At 60.4% G+C, this 16,735-nt stretch carries 13 protein-coding genes and 2 pseudogenes; 8 read left to right on the top strand and 7 right to left on the bottom strand.

The features are described from left to right. Positions 1-265 precede the first annotated feature (265 nt). From B3F77_RS05935 to B3F77_RS05915, 5 genes are all read left to right on the top strand, one after another. Positions 266-1,276 carry an ABC transporter permease subunit gene (locus tag B3F77_RS05935; RefSeq protein ID WP_293604073.1) on the top strand — a complete coding sequence of 337 codons (1,011 nt, stop codon included), beginning with the start codon at positions 266-268 and terminating at the stop codon, positions 1,274-1,276. After that, complete coding sequence (locus B3F77_RS05930; RefSeq protein WP_293604072.1) at positions 1,273-2,172, top strand: ABC transporter permease subunit; 900 nt, start codon at positions 1,273-1,275, stop codon at positions 2,170-2,172. Before B3F77_RS05935 ends, B3F77_RS05930 begins: the two co-directional genes overlap by 4 nt. 14 nt (positions 2,173-2,186) lie before the next feature. Next, positions 2,187-3,197 (top strand): ABC transporter ATP-binding protein, encoded by a 1,011-nt coding sequence (locus B3F77_RS05925; protein WP_293604071.1) that lies wholly within the window; start codon positions 2,187-2,189, stop codon positions 3,195-3,197. A gap of 44 nt (positions 3,198-3,241) precedes the next feature. Further along, on the top strand, positions 3,242-4,228 hold the full coding sequence (locus B3F77_RS05920) for a peptide ABC transporter ATP-binding protein (RefSeq protein WP_293604070.1): 987 nt from the start codon (positions 3,242-3,244) through the stop codon (positions 4,226-4,228). Between the two features lie 137 nt (positions 4,229-4,365). Next, positions 4,366-6,018 (top strand): ABC transporter substrate-binding protein, encoded by a 1,653-nt coding sequence (locus tag B3F77_RS05915; protein ID WP_293604069.1) that lies wholly within the window; start codon positions 4,366-4,368, stop codon positions 6,016-6,018. 118 nt (positions 6,019-6,136) lie between these two features. Here B3F77_RS05915 and B3F77_RS05910 read toward each other — a convergent pair whose 3' ends face one another. Both B3F77_RS05910 and B3F77_RS05905 read right to left on the bottom strand, forming a co-directional pair. Next, positions 6,137-7,831, bottom strand: coding sequence for a thiamine pyrophosphate-binding protein (locus tag B3F77_RS05910; RefSeq protein ID WP_293604068.1), 1,695 nt, complete (start codon positions 7,829-7,831; stop codon positions 6,137-6,139). A 128-nt stretch (positions 7,832-7,959) separates the two neighbouring features. Then, positions 7,960-8,268, bottom strand: a complete 309-nt coding sequence (locus tag B3F77_RS05905) for a hypothetical protein (RefSeq protein WP_293604067.1) — start codon at positions 8,266-8,268, stop codon at positions 7,960-7,962. A 217-nt stretch (positions 8,269-8,485) separates the two neighbouring features. Between B3F77_RS05905 and B3F77_RS05900 the strand changes: the two genes are divergently transcribed. Continuing rightward, positions 8,486-9,046, top strand: coding sequence for a DNA-3-methyladenine glycosylase (locus B3F77_RS05900; protein ID WP_293604066.1), 561 nt, complete (start codon positions 8,486-8,488; stop codon positions 9,044-9,046). 51 nt (positions 9,047-9,097) lie between these two features. Here B3F77_RS05900 and B3F77_RS05895 read toward each other — a convergent pair. The 5 genes and pseudogenes from B3F77_RS05895 to B3F77_RS05875 all read right to left on the bottom strand — a co-directional run. Next, a pseudogene (locus B3F77_RS05895) lies at positions 9,098-9,362 on the bottom strand (MFS transporter); the annotation flags it as partial. Between the two features lie 174 nt (positions 9,363-9,536). After that, positions 9,537-10,946: a dihydrolipoyl dehydrogenase gene (lpdA, locus tag B3F77_RS05890; RefSeq protein WP_293604065.1), complete on the bottom strand. Its 1,410-nt coding sequence runs from the start codon at positions 10,944-10,946 to the stop codon at positions 9,537-9,539. A gap of 3 nt (positions 10,947-10,949) precedes the next feature. Beyond that, entirely contained in the window at positions 10,950-12,248 is a 1,299-nt protein-coding gene (locus B3F77_RS05885; protein WP_293604064.1) for a dihydrolipoamide acetyltransferase family protein, read from the bottom strand. Then, positions 12,248-13,252 carry an alpha-ketoacid dehydrogenase subunit beta gene (locus B3F77_RS05880; RefSeq protein WP_293604063.1) on the bottom strand — a complete coding sequence of 335 codons (1,005 nt, stop codon included), beginning with the start codon at positions 13,250-13,252 and terminating at the stop codon, positions 12,248-12,250. The genes B3F77_RS05885 and B3F77_RS05880 overlap by 1 nt, the downstream gene beginning before the upstream one ends. A gap of 77 nt (positions 13,253-13,329) precedes the next feature. Next, entirely contained in the window at positions 13,330-14,562 is a 1,233-nt protein-coding gene (locus B3F77_RS05875) for a 3-methyl-2-oxobutanoate dehydrogenase (2-methylpropanoyl-transferring) subunit alpha (RefSeq protein WP_293604062.1), read from the bottom strand. 317 nt (positions 14,563-14,879) lie between these two features. Here B3F77_RS05875 and B3F77_RS20760 point away from each other — a divergent pair. Both B3F77_RS20760 and B3F77_RS05865 read left to right on the top strand, forming a co-directional pair. After that, positions 14,880-15,010, top strand: a pseudogene (locus tag B3F77_RS20760) (DnaB-like helicase N-terminal domain-containing protein); the annotation flags it as partial. Positions 15,011-15,620: 610 nt separating this feature from the next. After that, positions 15,621-16,735: proton-conducting transporter membrane subunit (locus tag B3F77_RS05865; RefSeq protein ID WP_414702967.1), on the top strand; the 1,115-nt coding region annotated here is incomplete at its 3' end.

The raw sequence follows: 16,735 nt of genomic DNA, 5'->3' as shown, positions 1-16,735 counted from the left end.
GGACGTAAACATTATTTACGGATAAGTTCTTAGTTTGTCATCAAATGAGTCCAGAAGCAATACGGGTTACCGAGTAGTACCTTGCCAGCAGAACCACCAATAATTGACGGGTTTATTGATAGGATTTAAAAAATTCCCGCAGCACTGCCCCGGATAAAACCGACCTCAACAATATATCCATGTCCATATATTTAAAGATTGCCGTCGCCAAGACTTCCGCGGGTCCTGCAACTCGCCACGATGTCAGTTTGAGCCACCCGCAATAATGCTGCGCTTTATTTTTACCCGACTGAGTCTGGTCATTCCCACTTTTTTGGGAATGACGCTGCTGGCATTCTTCCTGATTCGCATGGTGCCGGGCGACCCTATCGAAACCTTGGCCGGTGAGCGCGGCATTGATCCCGTTCGTCATGCACAGTTGCTCAAAGAGTATGGACTGGACCGGCCGGTTTTGGTGCAGTACGGTATCTACATCGGTCGGGTACTGAAAGGTGATCTGGGAAAATCCATCATCACGCAGGAATCGGTACTGACTGAGTTCCTAACGCTTTTTCCCGCCACGATTGAACTGGCCGTCTGCGCCATTCTTTTTGCACTTCTGATCGGCATTCCCGCCGGCATTCTTGCCGCGGTGAAGCGCAACTCCATACTCGATCATGGCGTCATGGGTATCTCCCTGACGGGCTACTCGATGCCGATTTTCTGGTGGGGCTTGCTGCTGATTCTGCTGTTTTCCGTACAGCTTGGCTGGACCCCTGTTTCGGGACGCATGTCGGTGCAATACTACATTGAGCCCACCACCGGATTTTTGCTGATCGACTCATTGCTGTCGGACGACAAAGGGGCCTTCTGGTCGGCTGCCTCCCACCTCATACTACCGACGATTGTGCTGGGTACCAACCCGCTGGCAGTGATCGCTCGGATGACGCGGTCGGCCATGTTGGAAGTGCTGGGCGAAGACTACATTCGTACCGCGCGCGCCAAGGGACTTTCCAAGCTGCGCGTGGTGGCCGTGCATGCCCTGCGCAATGCGCTGATCCCGGTGGTCACCGTGATCGGCTTGCAGGTCGGCGTTTTGTTCACGGGCGCGATACTGACGGAAACCATTTTTTCCTGGCCCGGTGTCGGCAAATGGCTGATCGAAGCCATCAGCCGCCGTGACTACCCTGTATTGCAGGGTGGCATCCTGCTGCTGGGCGTGATCGTGATGGCCGTCAATCTGCTGGTGGACATCACCTATGGCATCATTAATCCCCGCATCAGGCATCAACGATGAGCACGGCACCCTTGAACACTGTCAACCCGCCAGCGCCGCTGTCTCCGCTGCGCGAATTCTGGAGCTACTTTAGCGCCAACCGGGGCGCCCTCCTGGGCCTGATCATTGTGGTGGGCGTGCTGCTGGTCGCGCTGTTTGCACCCGTGCTGGCGCCTCATGCTCCCAACATCACCAACAATGCCGTGTTTCTCCAGCCACCGGCCTGGCAGGCAGGCGGATCGTGGACCTACCCCTTGGGCACAGACGCGATTGGCCGCGATATTCTTTCACGCCTGATGCATGGCGCACGCCTGTCTCTGGTCATCGGGTTGGCTGTGGTGGCGTTGTCGGTGGTGGTTGGCACCGTTCTGGGTCTGCTGGCGGGATTCTTCCGCGGCATTTTTGAGATAGCCATCATGCGCCTGATGGACATCATCCTGACCCTGCCAAGCCTGCTGCTGGCCATTGTGATTGTGGCCATTCTTGGCCCCGGCCTGATGAATGCGATGCTGGCAGTCGCAATCGTGGTGCTACCGCATTATGTGCGGATCACCCGTGCGGCAGTGATCGCCGAAACGTCCCGCGACTACGTAACCGCGGCTCGCATGAGCGGCGCGGGCCGCATTCGGCTGATGTTCAGTGAAATTTTGCCCAACTGCGCGGCGCCACTGATAGTACAGGCGTCGCTGGGGGTGTCCACGGCTATCCTGGACGCTGCGGCACTGGGCTTTCTGGGTCTGGGCGCGCAGCCGCCCTCACCCGAATGGGGCACCATGCTGGCTGACGCCCGAGAATTTGTACTGCGCGCCTGGTGGGTCGTCACCTTCCCCGGCCTCGCGATTTTGATCACTGTGCTGGCCTTCAACTTGCTGGGCGACGGACTGCGTGATGCGTTCGATCCCAAACTGAAGCGCTGAAAGTAAACCTCGCCATGGCCCTGCTTGAAATAGAAAACCTGTCCGTCGAGTTTCCCTCGCAAAGCGGCGTCATGCATGCCGTTGATGGCGTCAGCCTGTTGCTCGAAGAAGGCGAAGTGCTCGGCATCGTCGGTGAATCCGGCTCCGGTAAAAGCGTCACTATGATGGCGCTGATGGGCCTGGTCGCTTACCCAGGCCGTGTGCGCGCCGACAAACTGCGCTTTGCCGGCCATGATCTGCTGGCGCTGTCGGATAGAGAGCGCAACAAGCTCACCGGCAAGGACGTTGCCATGATTTTTCAGGACCCTACCACCAGCCTGAACCCCTGCTTCACCATCGGTTTTCAGATCACAGAAGTGTTGCGCCTGCATTTGGGACTGAACCGCAAGGCTGCATCGTGTAAAGCCATCGAGTTGCTGGAGCAGGTCGGCATCCCTGCGCCGGAAAGCCGCCTGAAGGCCTACCCGCACCAATTGTCGGGCGGCATGAACCAGCGTGTGATGATTGCCATGGCAATTGCCTGCAACCCGCGGCTGCTGATTGCCGACGAACCCACCACGGCTCTGGACGTGACCATCCAGGCGCAAATCCTGGACCTGCTGCGCAGCCTGCAAAAAGAACGCGGCATGGCGCTGGTGCTGATCACCCACAACATGGGCGTGGTGTCGGAAATGGCCCAAAGCGTGGCCGTGATGTATGCCGGCCAGATCATGGAAGAGCAAGGCGCGCACGCCCTCTTCAACACGCCCAAGCACCCCTACACCGAAGCGCTACTCTCGGCCTTGCCTGAACGCAGCGATGGCAACGCTCGCCTGGCGACCATTCCCGGCATGGTGCCAGGCCTGTATGACCGGCCCACAGGCTGCCTGTTTTCTCCACGCTGCGCCTATGCCACCGATCACTGCGGCAACGAGCGCCCGCTGCTGCTCGCCCGGGAGGACGGCAGCGTGCGATGCCACTATTCGCTGGGTGACCCGAACCGTGAAGCAGCCATGCTGCAGGGCACACCCCTGGCCCCGGCTTGAGGCCACAACATGAGCGCACTACCAAATACCGCCGCAGCATCCGCATGGCCTCAGCCCCGCCCGTAGTCGAAGCCAAGGATCTCAAACGCGTGTACGAAATACGGCGCGGCTTTCTACGCGCATCCGATCACCTGCAGGCCGTGGGTGGTGTGTCATTTAGCGTCCACGCAGGCAAGACACTGGCCGTGGTGGGTGAATCGGGCTGCGGCAAATCGACGCTGGCCCGCATGGTCTCGCTGATTGAAACACCCACGAGTGGCCAGCTGTATATCAAGGGCGTAGATGCCGTCAACGCGCCGCAAGAGGAACGCCTGGGCCTTCGCAAAGCCGTGCAGCTGGTGTTCCAGAACCCTTATGGTTCATTGAATCCACGTAAAAAAATTGGCACTATTCTTGAGGCGCCAATGGAGATCAACACCACATTGACTGCCGCTGAGCGTGCCAGCCAGGCGTGCGCCATGCTCGCCAGAGTGGGCCTGCGCCCAGAGCACTATGACCGTTACCCGCACATGTTTTCGGGGGGGCAGCGCCAGCGCATTGCGATTGCGCGCGCCCTGATGCTCAACCCCGCGCTGGTGGTGGCCGACGAACCCGTGTCGGCACTGGACGTGTCGATTCAGGCCCAGGTGCTCAACCTGCTGGCCGACCTGCAGCAGACCATGGGGCTGGCCTATCTGTTCATCTCGCACGACTTGGGTGTGGTGCGCCATATTGCACACGATGTGCTGGTGATGTACTTGGGCCATGCGGTGGAGCAAGGTGAAAAAAAGGCCCTCTTTGCGCAGCCCTTGCACCCTTATACCCAGGCCTTGCTGGCGTCCACACCGGGCATGGCGGGAAGCAACGCCGTTAAGCAACGAATTGTGCTGAAAGGCGAGTTGCCTTCGCCGCTCAATCCGCCTACCGGCTGCGTCTTTTCAACCCGCTGCCCGCACGTGAGCGAGCGCTGCCGCGCTGAGCGGCCCGTGCTGCGCGAAGTTGCAGGCCGTCAGGTAGCGTGTCACTATGCTGAAAATTTCCTCACTGCGTGACCTGAGAAACGATGCACACATTGCAATCTGTCCTAGGCCATGCATTCAATGACCGGAGCGCGCGCGCCGCAAGTGCTGCGCAAACTGGCCGCAAACCCGCTGCGTTGCAGCATTTACCACCCAAGGGAGTCCGTCAAATGATTCAGACCAAACCAAGTGCAAACCCACGCGCAAGTCGGCTGCGGCCCCTCCAGCGCGCCTTGCTGCGCGCTGTGGCACTGCCCGCAGTCATGACGTTCATGGCGCTCTCTCCAGTCTCTGCAAAGACGCTGGTGTTCTGCTCTGAAGGCAGCCCGGAAAACTTCTACCCCGGCATCAACACCACAGGGACCTCGTTTGATGCCAACGAACCCATTTACAACGGTATCGTGGGGTTTGAGCGTGGCGGCACCAAGGTGGTCCCGAGCCTGGCTGAAAAGTGGGAAATTTCTGCCGATGGCAAGGAATACACCTTCCACCTCCGCAAAGGCGTGAAATGGCACAGCCAGCGCGCCTTCAAACCCACGCGTGACTTCAATGCCGACGACGTGCTGTTCATGTTTGATCGCCAGTGGAAAGAGGACAACCCCTTCTTCAGGGTCACCAGCCCCAACCACTCCTACTTCAGCGACATGGGCATGCCCAAGTTGCTGAAATCGGTGCAAAAAGTAGACAACTACACCATCAAAATCACGCTGGACAGGCCTGAAGCACCGTTTTTGGCCAACTTGGCCATGCCTTATGCAGCGGTCCAGTCCAAGGAATATGCCGACGCCATGCTCAAGGCCGGCACACCAGAAAAGATTGACCAGGACCCCATCGGTACCGGCCCCTTTTACCTGGTGCAATACCAGAAGGATGCCGTTATCCGCTATAAGGCGTTCCCGCAGTACTGGGGTGGCAAGGCCAAGATCGATGACCTCGTATACTCGATCACGCCAGACGCGTCGGTGCGCTGGGCCAAGCTGCAAAAGGGTGAGTGCGATGTCATGCCCTATCCCAACCCGGCTGACCTTGAAGCCATTCGCAAGGACCCCAACATTCAGGTGCTCGAACAGCCCGGCCTGAACGTCGGTTACCTGGCCTACAACACGACCAAGAAACCGTTTGACGATGTGCGCGTCCGCAAGGCCATCAGCATGGCCATCAACAAGCAAGCCATTATTGATGGTGTGTACCTCGGCACCGGCATTGCAGCCAAGAACCCGATTCCGCCGTCAATGTGGTCCTACAACGACGCCATCAAAGACGATGTCTACAACCCGGAAGCCGCCAAAAAACTGCTGGCAGAAGCCGGTTACCCCAATGGGTTCACCACCGATTTGTGGGCCATGCCGGTACAGCGCCCGTACAACCCCAATGCCAAGCGCATTGCCGAGTTGATGCAGGCTGACCTGGTCAAGGTGGGTGTCAAAGCCGAGATCAAGAGCTTTGAATGGGGCGAGTACCGCAAGCGCATGCAGGCCGGCGAGCACCAGATGGGCATGCTAGGCTGGACTGGTGACAACGGCGATCCGGACAACTTTCTGTACACCCTGCTGGGCTGCGCTTCGGCACAATCCAACGGCAGCAACGTCGCGAAGTTTTGCTACCAGCCTTATGAAGACGTGGTGTTGAAAGCCAAGACCGTGACCAACCTGGCTGAGCGCACCAAGCTCTACCAGCAGGCGCAAGTCATCTTCAAGGAGCAGGAGCCCTGGTTCACGATCGCCCATGCAGTGCAGATCAAGGCGGTGCGCAAGAGCGTGATCGATTTCAAAAACAGCCCATTCGGCCGCCACAATTTCTACGGCGTGGATATCAAGGAATAAGCCGGGGAACAAGCCTTCACAGGCTTGAAGCCAATAAGGCCGGGTCACTCCGGCCTTATTTTTCATTAATAAAATCTGCCTCTAGCCTTTATAGGGCGGGCACAAGCAGCTATTATTTTTATAGTGACCGAGCTAGCGCTTTCTGCGTGATGGATGACAGCGTGCCGCGCGTGGTGATGACTTCCGGGTCCAGCGTCACCTCGATCAGCGTGCCCTCCTTGCGCGCCAGCGCGGCCAGCAGTTCGGCTTCAAATTCGGCGGTGCGCGTGATGCGCACACCCGCATAGCCGTAGGCGCGCGCCAGCGCAGCAAAGTCCGGGTTGTTCAAGTGGGAGCCACTGCTCCGCTGCGGGTACTCCCTTTCCTGGTGCATGCGGATGGTGCCGTACATGCAGTTGTTGAGCAGCACGATGATGCTTTTGGCGCCATGCTGCACGGCCGTCGCCAGTTCCTGGCCGTTCATCAAAAAGTCGCCATCGCCAGCGATGGTGAAGGCCACACGCCCGGTCGTGATGGCCGCTGCAATACCCGCCGGGACGCCATAGCCCATGGCCCCCACGGTAGGCGCCAGCTGGGTTTTGTGCCCTTTCACAAGCCCGTGGTGCTTGAAAAACCGGTGCACCCAACTGGCGAAATTGCCCGCACCATTGGTCAGCACCGCATCAGTCGGCAGGTGCTTTTGCAGCAGGCCGATGATGGCTGGCATGTCAATATCGCCAGGAAGCTCTTGCGGCTGTAGATTGGCCAGGAAATCCTCGTTGGCCGAAGCGGTCCAGGCTTCCCAGGGCACGGACACTGGCGCGGTCAACAGCTCCAGTGATCGGGCGGCTGCATTCATGGTGGCCTGGATGGCCAAGTCAGCCTGGTACACCCGGTTGAGTTCTTCGGCGCTTGAATGAATGTGCACCAGCTTCTGTTTGGGTTTCGGTGCTTCCAGAAGCGTGTAATTCCCGGTCGTCATTTCGCCCAGCCTCGGACCAATGGCAATGATCAGGTCGCTCGCCTTGACCCGTGCGGCCAGCTTGGGGTTCAGCCCAATGCCGACATCGCCCGCATACAGCGGATGGTGGTTGTCAAACGTGTCCTGAAAGCGAAACGCATTGCCCACGGGCAGCTTCCAGTTTTCGGCAAAGCGCTGCAGCGCCTGCGCCGACTGCGGTGTCCAGCCGCTGCCGCCCGCAATGACAAAGGGGCGCTCTGATTTCAATAGCATCTCGCGCAGCATGCGCAAGGAGCCAGGGTCACTCCAGGCCTGAACCGCCTCTACCCGGAGCAAGGGCCTGGCATCGGTCATTTGGGTCAGCATGTCTTCAGGCAATACCAGCACCACCGGCCCGGGCCGGCCGTTCATCGCGGTGGCAAAAGCGCGCGCCACGTACTCGGGAATGCGGTCGGCATCGTCAATGCGTTCCACGCGTTTGGCAAAGCCTTTGGTACTGGGCCCGAAAAAACTGCAGTAGTCCACCTCCTGAAAGGCCTCGCGGTCGCGGCAGTCGCTGGCCACATCGCCGACCAGCAACAACATTGGTGTCGAGTCCTGGAAAGCGGTGTGCACGCCGATGGAGGCATTGGTGGCGCCCGGCCCGCGCGTCACCATGCACACGCCCGGCCGGCCGGTAAGCTTGCCATGCGCCTCGGCCATGAAGGCCGCACCGCCTTCCTGGCGGCAGGTGATGAATTGGATTTGACCCCGGCGCGCATGCAAGCCGTCCAGCACGGCCAGATAGCTTTCTCCGGGCACGCCAAACGCATGGGTAACGCCCTGGGCCAGAAGGCAATCGACAAGAAGGTGGCCGGCAAGTTGTTTAGTCATGCGCCGTATTGTGCCGCGCCGTCCCGTGCTAGTCGCAGGTTGATGCTGCACAGCGCCCCCTTGTGTCGGACGGGCAACAGTCCCGCGCGGCAACCCTGCAGCCGTGACGAGCCTGAAAAAACCGGTGCCTACTCGGGTGTGCTGTTGTCGCCGTCGGCACCGCCAGCAGCCAGCGCTTGCTGGGCCAGCTCTTCATCGCTTAAGGGCGGCGCTTCTTCAAGCGCCGCCAGCTCTTCAAGAAACTCTTCGCTCGGCGCTTCATGCTCCAGCAGCACTTCTTCAAGCTTTTGCCGCCCGGTCTCAATATGCACCGAGGGTGAACCCAGTGCAGTGGGTGGTACGGGAAATTTCTCGCCAAGCTCGAACTTAAGTGCTTGTGATTTCTCGTCGACCCAGTGTGCGAAATCACCGTCTCTGGGCGTGTTCGAATTGCTCATGATCATCTCCTTGCTTGCGTTGCGGCCCTATCGCGAGTGGCCAGGATCTGGTTCATTATGGGGTACGCTACCCAGAGTGATAGTACCCCGTGTTGAAGCCCATGACGGAACTTGCGTTAATGCACCGATGTCACCGTCAGGTTAAATGACAGCTCATGAGGAGTCCCTACTGTGCAAAATGTGCCTATCAGCATCCCATGTACCACGGAGCGTGACCATGCCGGCAGCATCCCCCGATTTCCTCCCCTCTTCTCCTGAGGTCGCGCGGTGGCTGATCGGAGCGACGCTGCTGGTCGACGGCGTGGGGGGTCGGATTGTCGAGACCGAAGCTTATGACCGGGATGACCCGGCATCGCACAGCTTTTCAGGCCCCACACTGCGTAACGCGGCCATGTTCGGGCCGCCCGGCCGCACCTATGTGTACCGGTCTTACGGCATTCACTGGTGCCTGAACCTCGTATGCCGAGAAGAAGGTCATGGCGCCGCTGTGCTGATCCGCGCGATCGAACCCTTGGCCGGACTGGACGTCATGCGCGCCAGGCGCGGCCTTGACGATGTGCGGTTGCTGTGCGCAGGGCCAGGGCGAGTCGGTCAGGCGCTGGGCATCATGCGTGAACACAACGGCCTGCCCATCGCCGCGCCGCCCTTTGCACTCCTGCCGGCAGTCGGGCCGGTTCAGGTGATCAGCGGGCCGCGCATCGGTATTTCAAAAGCGCTTGACAAGCCTTGGCGCTTCGGTCTGGCAGGCTCGCGTTTTTTGAGCCGGCCTTTGCGCTAAAAAAGCCATAAAAAAGGTGAATCGGTCTTCAGCCGTCTACCAGCGCCAGTGCAGCGCCCAGCCCAAGCGGCCCGTGACGCCATGCATGCTGTAGGCATGGCCCAGGCGGCTCGGACTGACCTTGCGGTTGAGCAAGGTGTAGTCAGTCCGCCGGGTGAAACACGCCGTTGCCCATACCGGCGATCACGGTAAACCCCGCCATCATCCAGTAACTGGTGGTGACCGATTAGCCAAAGGCAGCCATGCCGAGCAATGCCAGACCGTTAAGGAGGATAGAACGCGGGTAAAAACTGTCCACCACCAAGCCCGACAAAGCCAATGACGCTGCCATCAATCCAGAGAGAAACGGCGCCAACTTCGGAGGAGTTCGCGGGCCATTCAGGGTGCTGGAGGTGGTCATGGCGCTCTCGTTGTATTCGGTTCGCCCTCCGCTGACTTTAAAAATGAATTGGGCTCCGCTGCATCTGGTTGCGGGGCACAGTCTGATGCCTCAGATGTGCAACGCGTGCCCGAGCGCGCGCAGCGCCGCCTCCTGCACGGCTTCGCCGAGCGTTGGGTGGGCGTGAATGGTGCCTGCAATATCTTCGAGCCGCGCGCCCATCTCGATCGATTGCGAGAACGCAGTGCTCAGCTCGGAAACGCTGCGCCCCACGGCCTGCCAGCCAACGATAAGGTGGTTATCGCGCCGGGCGACGACGCGTACGAAACCGTCGGTCGATTCGATCGTCATGGCGCGGCCGTTGGCGGAGAAAGGGAACATCGCGCTGATGCAGTCAAGCCCTGCCGCGGTAGCCGTCTGCGGCGTCTGGCCTACGACCACAATTTCTGGATCTGTGAAGCACACGGCGGCGATCGCCGTTGGAGAAAAGCTGCGGCGCTTGCGGGCGATGATTTCGGCCACCATCTCGCCCTGCGCCATCGCGCGGTGCGCCAGCATCGGCTCGCCAGTCACATCGCCAATGGCCCAGACGTTTCGCATCGAGGTGCGGCACTGGTCATCGATTTGCACTGCACGGCCGTTCATGTCCAGCAGCAACGTTTCCAAGCCCCAGCCCTCGGTGCGCGGGCGCCGGCCGACGGCCACCAGCACGCGGTCGGCGGCGAGTTCGGATTCTTCGCCCTGCGCGTTACGCACGCGCACAGCGTCGCCGCTCGCGTTCATTCCCTGTACGGTACAAGCGAGATGCATCTGAATGCCCAGCCGCCGCAACGAGGCAAGCAGCGGCTTGGTCAGCTCCGCATCGTAGGCAGGCAGCGCGCGGTCCAGCGCCTCGATCACGGCCACCTCGGCACCCAGCTTGCGATAGGCCATGCCGAGTTCCAGGCCGATGTAGCCCGCGCCGACAACCACCAGCCGTCGGGGCAGCGACGGTGGCGACAGCGCTTCGGTGGCGGAGATGATGGAGCCACCGAACGGCATTGATGGCAGCGCCACCGCCTGCGATCCTGATGCCAGCAACAAATGCTCGCAGGCTATGCGCAGCTTCTCTCCGTCCGCTTGCGTGCCTTCGTGCTGCACCTCCACCGTCTTGCCGTCGATGATGCGGGCCCAGCCCTTAACGATCTGCACGCCGTGCTTCTTCAGCAGTGCCGCGACCCCCGTGGTCAGTTTGGAGACGATGGCGTCCTTCCACCGAACCGTTTGCGCGAGATCGATGCGCGGCGACTGCACGTGAATGCCAAGCGCGGAGTCCTGCGCGTAGTGGCCAGCCTTTTCGAACTCCTCGGCAGCGTGAATCAAGGCCTTGGACGGAATGCACCCAATGTTGAGGCAGGTGCCGCCAAGTTGTTCACCCTCGACGAGCGTGGTGGCAATGCCCAGTTGTCCAGCGCGAATGGCGGCGACATAGCCACCGGGACCGCCGCCAATGATCAGCAGTGTGGTTGATTGGGTTGTCATGAGTTATTCCACGAACAGCGTGGCTGGACATTCGAGCAGCCCGCGCAGCGTCTGCACGAACTCGGCGGCATGCATACCGTCAACCACGCGGTGGTCGAACGACGACGACAGATTCATCATCTGCCGCGCGACCACGGCTCCGCCACGAATCATCGGCCGTTCAACGATGCGGTTCACGCCGACGATGGCCACTTCAGGCGCGTTGATGACCGGTGTGGAAACGATGCCCCCCAAGGCGCCGAGACTCGTAATCGTGATGGTCGAGCCCGAAAGTTCTTCACGCGTCGCCTTGCCCGTGCGCGCCGCTTCAGCCAGACGAGCAAGCTCCGCGGCGCTCGCCCACAGGTCGCGAGCTTCGGCATGCCGCACCACCGGCACCATCAAGCCCGCTTCAGTTTGGGTGGCAATGCCGAGGTGCACCGCGCCATGGCGTGTCACAACGCCAGCTTCGTCGTCGAAGCGCGCATTGATTTGCGGAAAATCGCGCAGCGCCAGCACGACGGCACGCATGAGCAACGGCAGCGGTGTCAGTCGCCCCCGTTCGGCACCCCACTTTGCATTTAGCCGTGCCCGCAGCGCCTCAAGCTCGGTGACATCGATTTCTTCGACATAGGTGAAGTGCGGGATGCGCCGCTTGGACTCCTGCATCTTCTGTGCAATTATGCGACGCAGGCCTATGACCGGCACAGCCACTTCGTCGTGGCGTTCCGCATAGCGCATGCCAGCAATACCTGACGGCGGATTCGCGCCATGGGCTGCATAGGCGTCGAGGTCTTCATGCAGGATGCGGCCGGCCGCGCCGCTGCCAGCAACGTACTGCAATTCAATGCCTAGCTCCCAGGCGCGTCGACGCACCGCGGGCGATGCGATCGGCTTGTCGCCGGGTTGCCGTATGGCGTGTGCAGCGTCCCCGACCGAGGTGGCGGCCTGCGGCGCTGGCATTTTCCCCAGCGCCGTCTTCTGCGGTAGGGGCAGCTGCGCGGCAGGTACAGCTTGTGCGGCCGCTACCGCAGGCGCGGCTTTCGCTGGGGCTGGCGGTGCGCCGCTGACATTGCCCGGGCCCTGCACTTCAAGGCGTATCAATTCAGCGCCTACGGCCATCACCTGGCCGACCTCGCCGCCAAGCTTGAGCACCGTGCCAAACACCGGCGACGGAATCTCCACGGTCGCCTTGTCGGTCATGACGTCAGCCAGTATCTGGTCTTCGGCCACCACATCGCCGGGCTGCACACGCCACGCCACCAGTTCAACCTCTGCAATGCCTTCGCCGATGTCCGGCATCTTGATGATATGAATGCCCATCATGCCTCCACCGCGCGTTTGAACGCTGCACCAACCCGCTCCGGTCCGGGAAAGTAAGCCCACTCCTGCGCGTGGGGATATGGCGTGTCCCAACCGGTCACGCGCTCAATCGGCGCTTCGAGGTGGTAGAAGCAGTGCTCTTGCACCAGCGCCGCAAGTTCGGCACCCAATCCGTTGGTTCGGGTGGCCTCATGGACGATCACGCAGCGGCCGGTTTTCTTGACCGAGTTGACGATTGTTTCAAGATCGAGCGGCCACAGGCTGCGCAGGTCGATGATCTCGGCGTCAATACCGGTCTCTTGTGCAGCAGCCTGCGACACATGGACCATCGTGCCGTAGGTAATCACCGTCAGTGCAGCGCCGACACGAGGCACTGCCGCCGATTCCAGCGGCACCGTGTAGTAGCCCTCGGGCACTTCGCCCAGCGGGTGTCTGGACCAGGGAACCACCGGCCTATCATGGTGGCCATCAAACGGGCCGTTGTACAGGCGCTTCGGTTCAAGAAAGATGACGGGGTCGTCGTTCTCGATCGACGCAATCAGCAGGCCCTTGGCATCGTACGGATTGGACGGCATGACCGTGCGCAAGCCACAGACCTGCGTGAACATCGCCTCAGGGCTCTGGCTGTGCGTCTGACCGCCGTAAATGCCGCCTCCACAGGGCATGCGAATCGTCATGGGCGCGGTGAACTCTCCTGCCGAGCGGTAGCGCAAGCGCGCAGCTTCGGAGACGATCTGGTCCGAGGCGGGATAGAAGTAATCGGCGAACTGAATTTCGACCACCGGGCGCAAGCCGTAAGCGCCCATGCCGACCGCCACGCCGACGATGCCGCCTTCTGAAATCGGGGTATCGAACACGCGCGACTTTCCGTACTTGACCTGCAGGCCTTCGGTGCATCGAAATACGCCGCCAAAGTAACCCACATCCTGACCGAACACCACCACATTGCTGTCGCGCTGGAGCATCACATCCATTGCTGAGCGCAGCGCCTGGATCATCGTCATGGGTGTTCTGGGTGTTCTGGCCGTTCCAGCTGCGCCTGAACGATTCGTCTCGTTGGTAAATTTCTCTTCCCCCATGATCAAACTCCGAGCTGTTGACGCTGCAGGCGCAAGTGTGCCGGCATGTCTTTGTAAACGTCTTCGAATATCGACGCGGCACTCGGTATCTGGCCTGTGGCCATCGTGCCCCAACGCTCGGCCTCCTTTTGCGCGGCGATGACCTGCGCCTCAAGTTCCTTGTGCGTTTGTTCGTGTTCCGCTTCGGACCAAATGCCCAGGCCGATCAGGTGGCGCTTCAGGCGTGCAATCGGGTCACCGAGCGGAAAGCGCGACCAGTCATCGGCGGGGCGGTATTTGGAGGGGTCGTCTGAAGTCGAGTGAGGACCGCCACGGTAGGTGATCCATTCGATCAGCGTCGGCCCCAGGTTGCTGCGCGCGCGCTCGACAGCCCACTGCGAGGCGGCGTACACCGCGAGAAAATCGTTGCCATCGACGCGCAGCGAGGCGATGCCGCAGCCAACACCACGTGCAGCGAAGGTGGTGGCCTCGCCGCCGGCCAGTGCCTGGAAGGTCGAGATGGCCCACTGGTTATTGACAACGTTGAGAATGACCGGCGCACGATAGACATGGGCGAAAGTCAGCGCCGTGTGAAAGTCGGCTTCGGCGGTCGCACCATCGCCGATCCAGCCCGACGCAATCTTCGTGTCGCCCTTGATCGCCGAGGCCATTCCCCAGCCCACCGCCTGGATAAACTGCGTGGCCAGGTTGCCGGAAATCGAAAAGAAGCCAGCGTCGCGCACCGAGTACATCACCGGCAGCTGGCGCCCCTTCAGTGGGTCGTGTTCGTTCGACAGCAACTGGCAGATCATATCCACCAGTGATACATCGCGCGCCATCAGCAGACTCTGCTGACGGTAAGTCGGAAAGCACATGTCGCCCTTGCGCAGAGCCAGCGCGTGGGCCGTGCCGATCGCCTCTTCGCCGAGGCTTTGCATATAAAACGACATCTTCTTTTGCCGCTGGGCGATCACCATACGGTTGTCGAAGATACGCGTTTTCATCATCGAGCGCAGCCCCCGGCGCAAAAGTTCAGGTTCTATCGGTAGTGCCCAAGGGCCGACGGCGCAGTCGTCCTCATCGAGCACCCGCACCAGCGAGTAGGCAAGGTCGCTGGTATCGACCGGAACGGTATCCACCGGTGGTCGTCGCACAACGCCGGCGCGCGCCAGGTGTAGATAAGAAAAATCGGTTTCGCAACCGGGGCGTCCAGTTGGCTCCGGCACGTGCAGCCGTAGAGGTTGTATAGGGCTCATCCGTTTACTCCGCGCTCGATTGTGTCGTGCGCCAGGTCACTGTATCGGCTCGGCGCGTAGCGGGTAGCCTACGCCGTCCGGATGGTGCTCGCGTTTGCGAGCAAGGCCAGCTTAGCAGATTTTCCCGCAGGAGCATCCGATGCAAACTGTTGAGGCGCATGTCCACAGCATGCCTCCCCGTGGATTTCCACGGGCTTACGCACAAACTCCGGTGCCGATGGCTCTTACGATGCCCTGATGACTGCAGCATTCTCCAATTTCGATCTTTCCCTGTCGTCTTCACGCAGTGACGATGAGGTGGCTCACCTCCCCAGTCCATCGAGGTCGAGCAGAGCGTGCTGGGTGGTCTGCTACTCAACAACAGCGCCAGGGACCGTACCGGCGACCTGTTGACCTACAGCAACTTCTTCCCCGCTATGAGCACAGATTGATCTATAAAGGAGTAGGAATTTCAACGCTCCTCCCATCAAAATCTACACCACTGTTGCAGTGCTTGCAAGCTGACTCAATTCAGTGTGCATGGCAGGGGCCATTTTCATCGGCGAACTTGGGCCTCAAGTGTGTCACACGCAAAAGCGTTCTTCCTGGTGTAGATAGGTGTTGCGAGGGGCTCGGTATACAACGCTTGGCAATTCGGAAAAACCTGTCCCACGGACGAGAAAAAAAGTCCTAATGGGCAATCTCGGTTAATGTAAGATGAACTTGAATTCGTAACCGTATTGTCATATTGGAAACTTATGAAGCTGAAGACTGCGTGGCCGAGACTGCTCATCGACCCGAACAAAAAGTCCGCTTCCAAGCGATTCCGTACGCTTCACAATCGGACTCCGTTGCAGGTCGTGCGGCTACGCACTCATGACTATCTAACCGCGCATGGATGCTCTTTCGTGGCTAGCGGATTACTGACGGACACGGCAGTTTCTGCTGGCGATGAGACCACGGCGAAACGAGTTTCCAGTCACACTACCCACCGCTTGCTCAAATGACCACAATACTCAAGAGGACCTGACTTCGTGGGTGACCTGCCTCCTCTCGCACAGTGGCTGCACCTCGACTGGATGCTGGTTGTCGTGGCGGGCTGGTTGATCGTAGGCGCCGCCGGAGTGTTTGCCCTGCATCGCTTCGCGCTGGTTTCGCTCGTGCTGTTTCCGGTCGGCGGACTGCTCGGGCTGGCGATATTCGGCATCGCACTCGACGCGGTACTCGTCACACCCGAGGTGGCCATCTTGCCGATCGGTCTACCAGGATTGCCGTTTCATTTCAGGCTGGACAGCTTGTCGGCGTACTTCCTGATGGTGCTCGGCGCTGCCTCCGCGGGAATTTCTTCCTTTGCAGCCGGCTACTTCCGTAAGGGCGAGGGCACGCCGCCCGGCCTGTTGTGCCTTGAATACCACATGTTCCTCGCCAGCATGGTGCTGGTCATCCTGGCCGACGATGCCTATTCCTTCATGGTGATGTGGGAGACGATGGCGCTGTCGTCATTCTTTCTGGTCACTGCAAACCACCGCATCCCGGAAGTGCGCAGTGCCGGCTACCTGTACATCACCATGGCCCGCATCGGTGCGATCGCGATCCTGCTGTGCTTCGGTGTGCTGCAGGCCAACACTGGCGACTACACCTTCGCGAACATGCGCGCCCAGGCATTGTCACCGTTCTGGGCCTCGGCCGGGTTCCTGCTCGCGGTGTTTGGCTTCGGCGCCAAGGCCGGCGTCCTGCCGCTGCACGTGTGGCTGCCTGAAGCGCACCCCGCGGCTCCGTCGCCGGTGTCGGCCATGATGAGCGGCGTCATGCTCAACACGGCCATCTATGGCCTGTTGCGCGTGTCCTTCGACCTGCTACACATGCGCTTGTGGTGGTGGGGTGGGCTGCTGATGGCCGTTGGCCTGGCCACTGCCCTGTTCGGCGTGGTCTTCGCGTCCGTGCAGACGGACATGAAGCGGCTACTGGCCTATTCGTCGATCGAGAATATGGGGCTGCTCTTCGTCGGCATGGGCCTGACCTTGATCTTCTCAGCCTACGACATGAAACCGATGGCTGCGCTGGCATTGACGGCGATGCTCTATCACGTCGCGAGCCATTCTTGCTTCAAGAGCCTGCTCTTCCTCGGCACCGGCAGCGTACTGCACGCCACTGCCGAGAGAAGCCTCGGCAAGTTGGGGGGTCTGATCCGCAC

It is taken from the genome of Polaromonas sp. UBA4122, from assembly GCA_002381615.1.
In the GTDB taxonomy this organism is placed as follows: domain Bacteria; phylum Pseudomonadota; class Gammaproteobacteria; order Burkholderiales; family Burkholderiaceae_C; genus Polaromonas.
The sequence above is the reverse complement of the archived record's forward strand: the minus strand, read 5'-3'. Positions and strand labels throughout refer to the sequence as shown.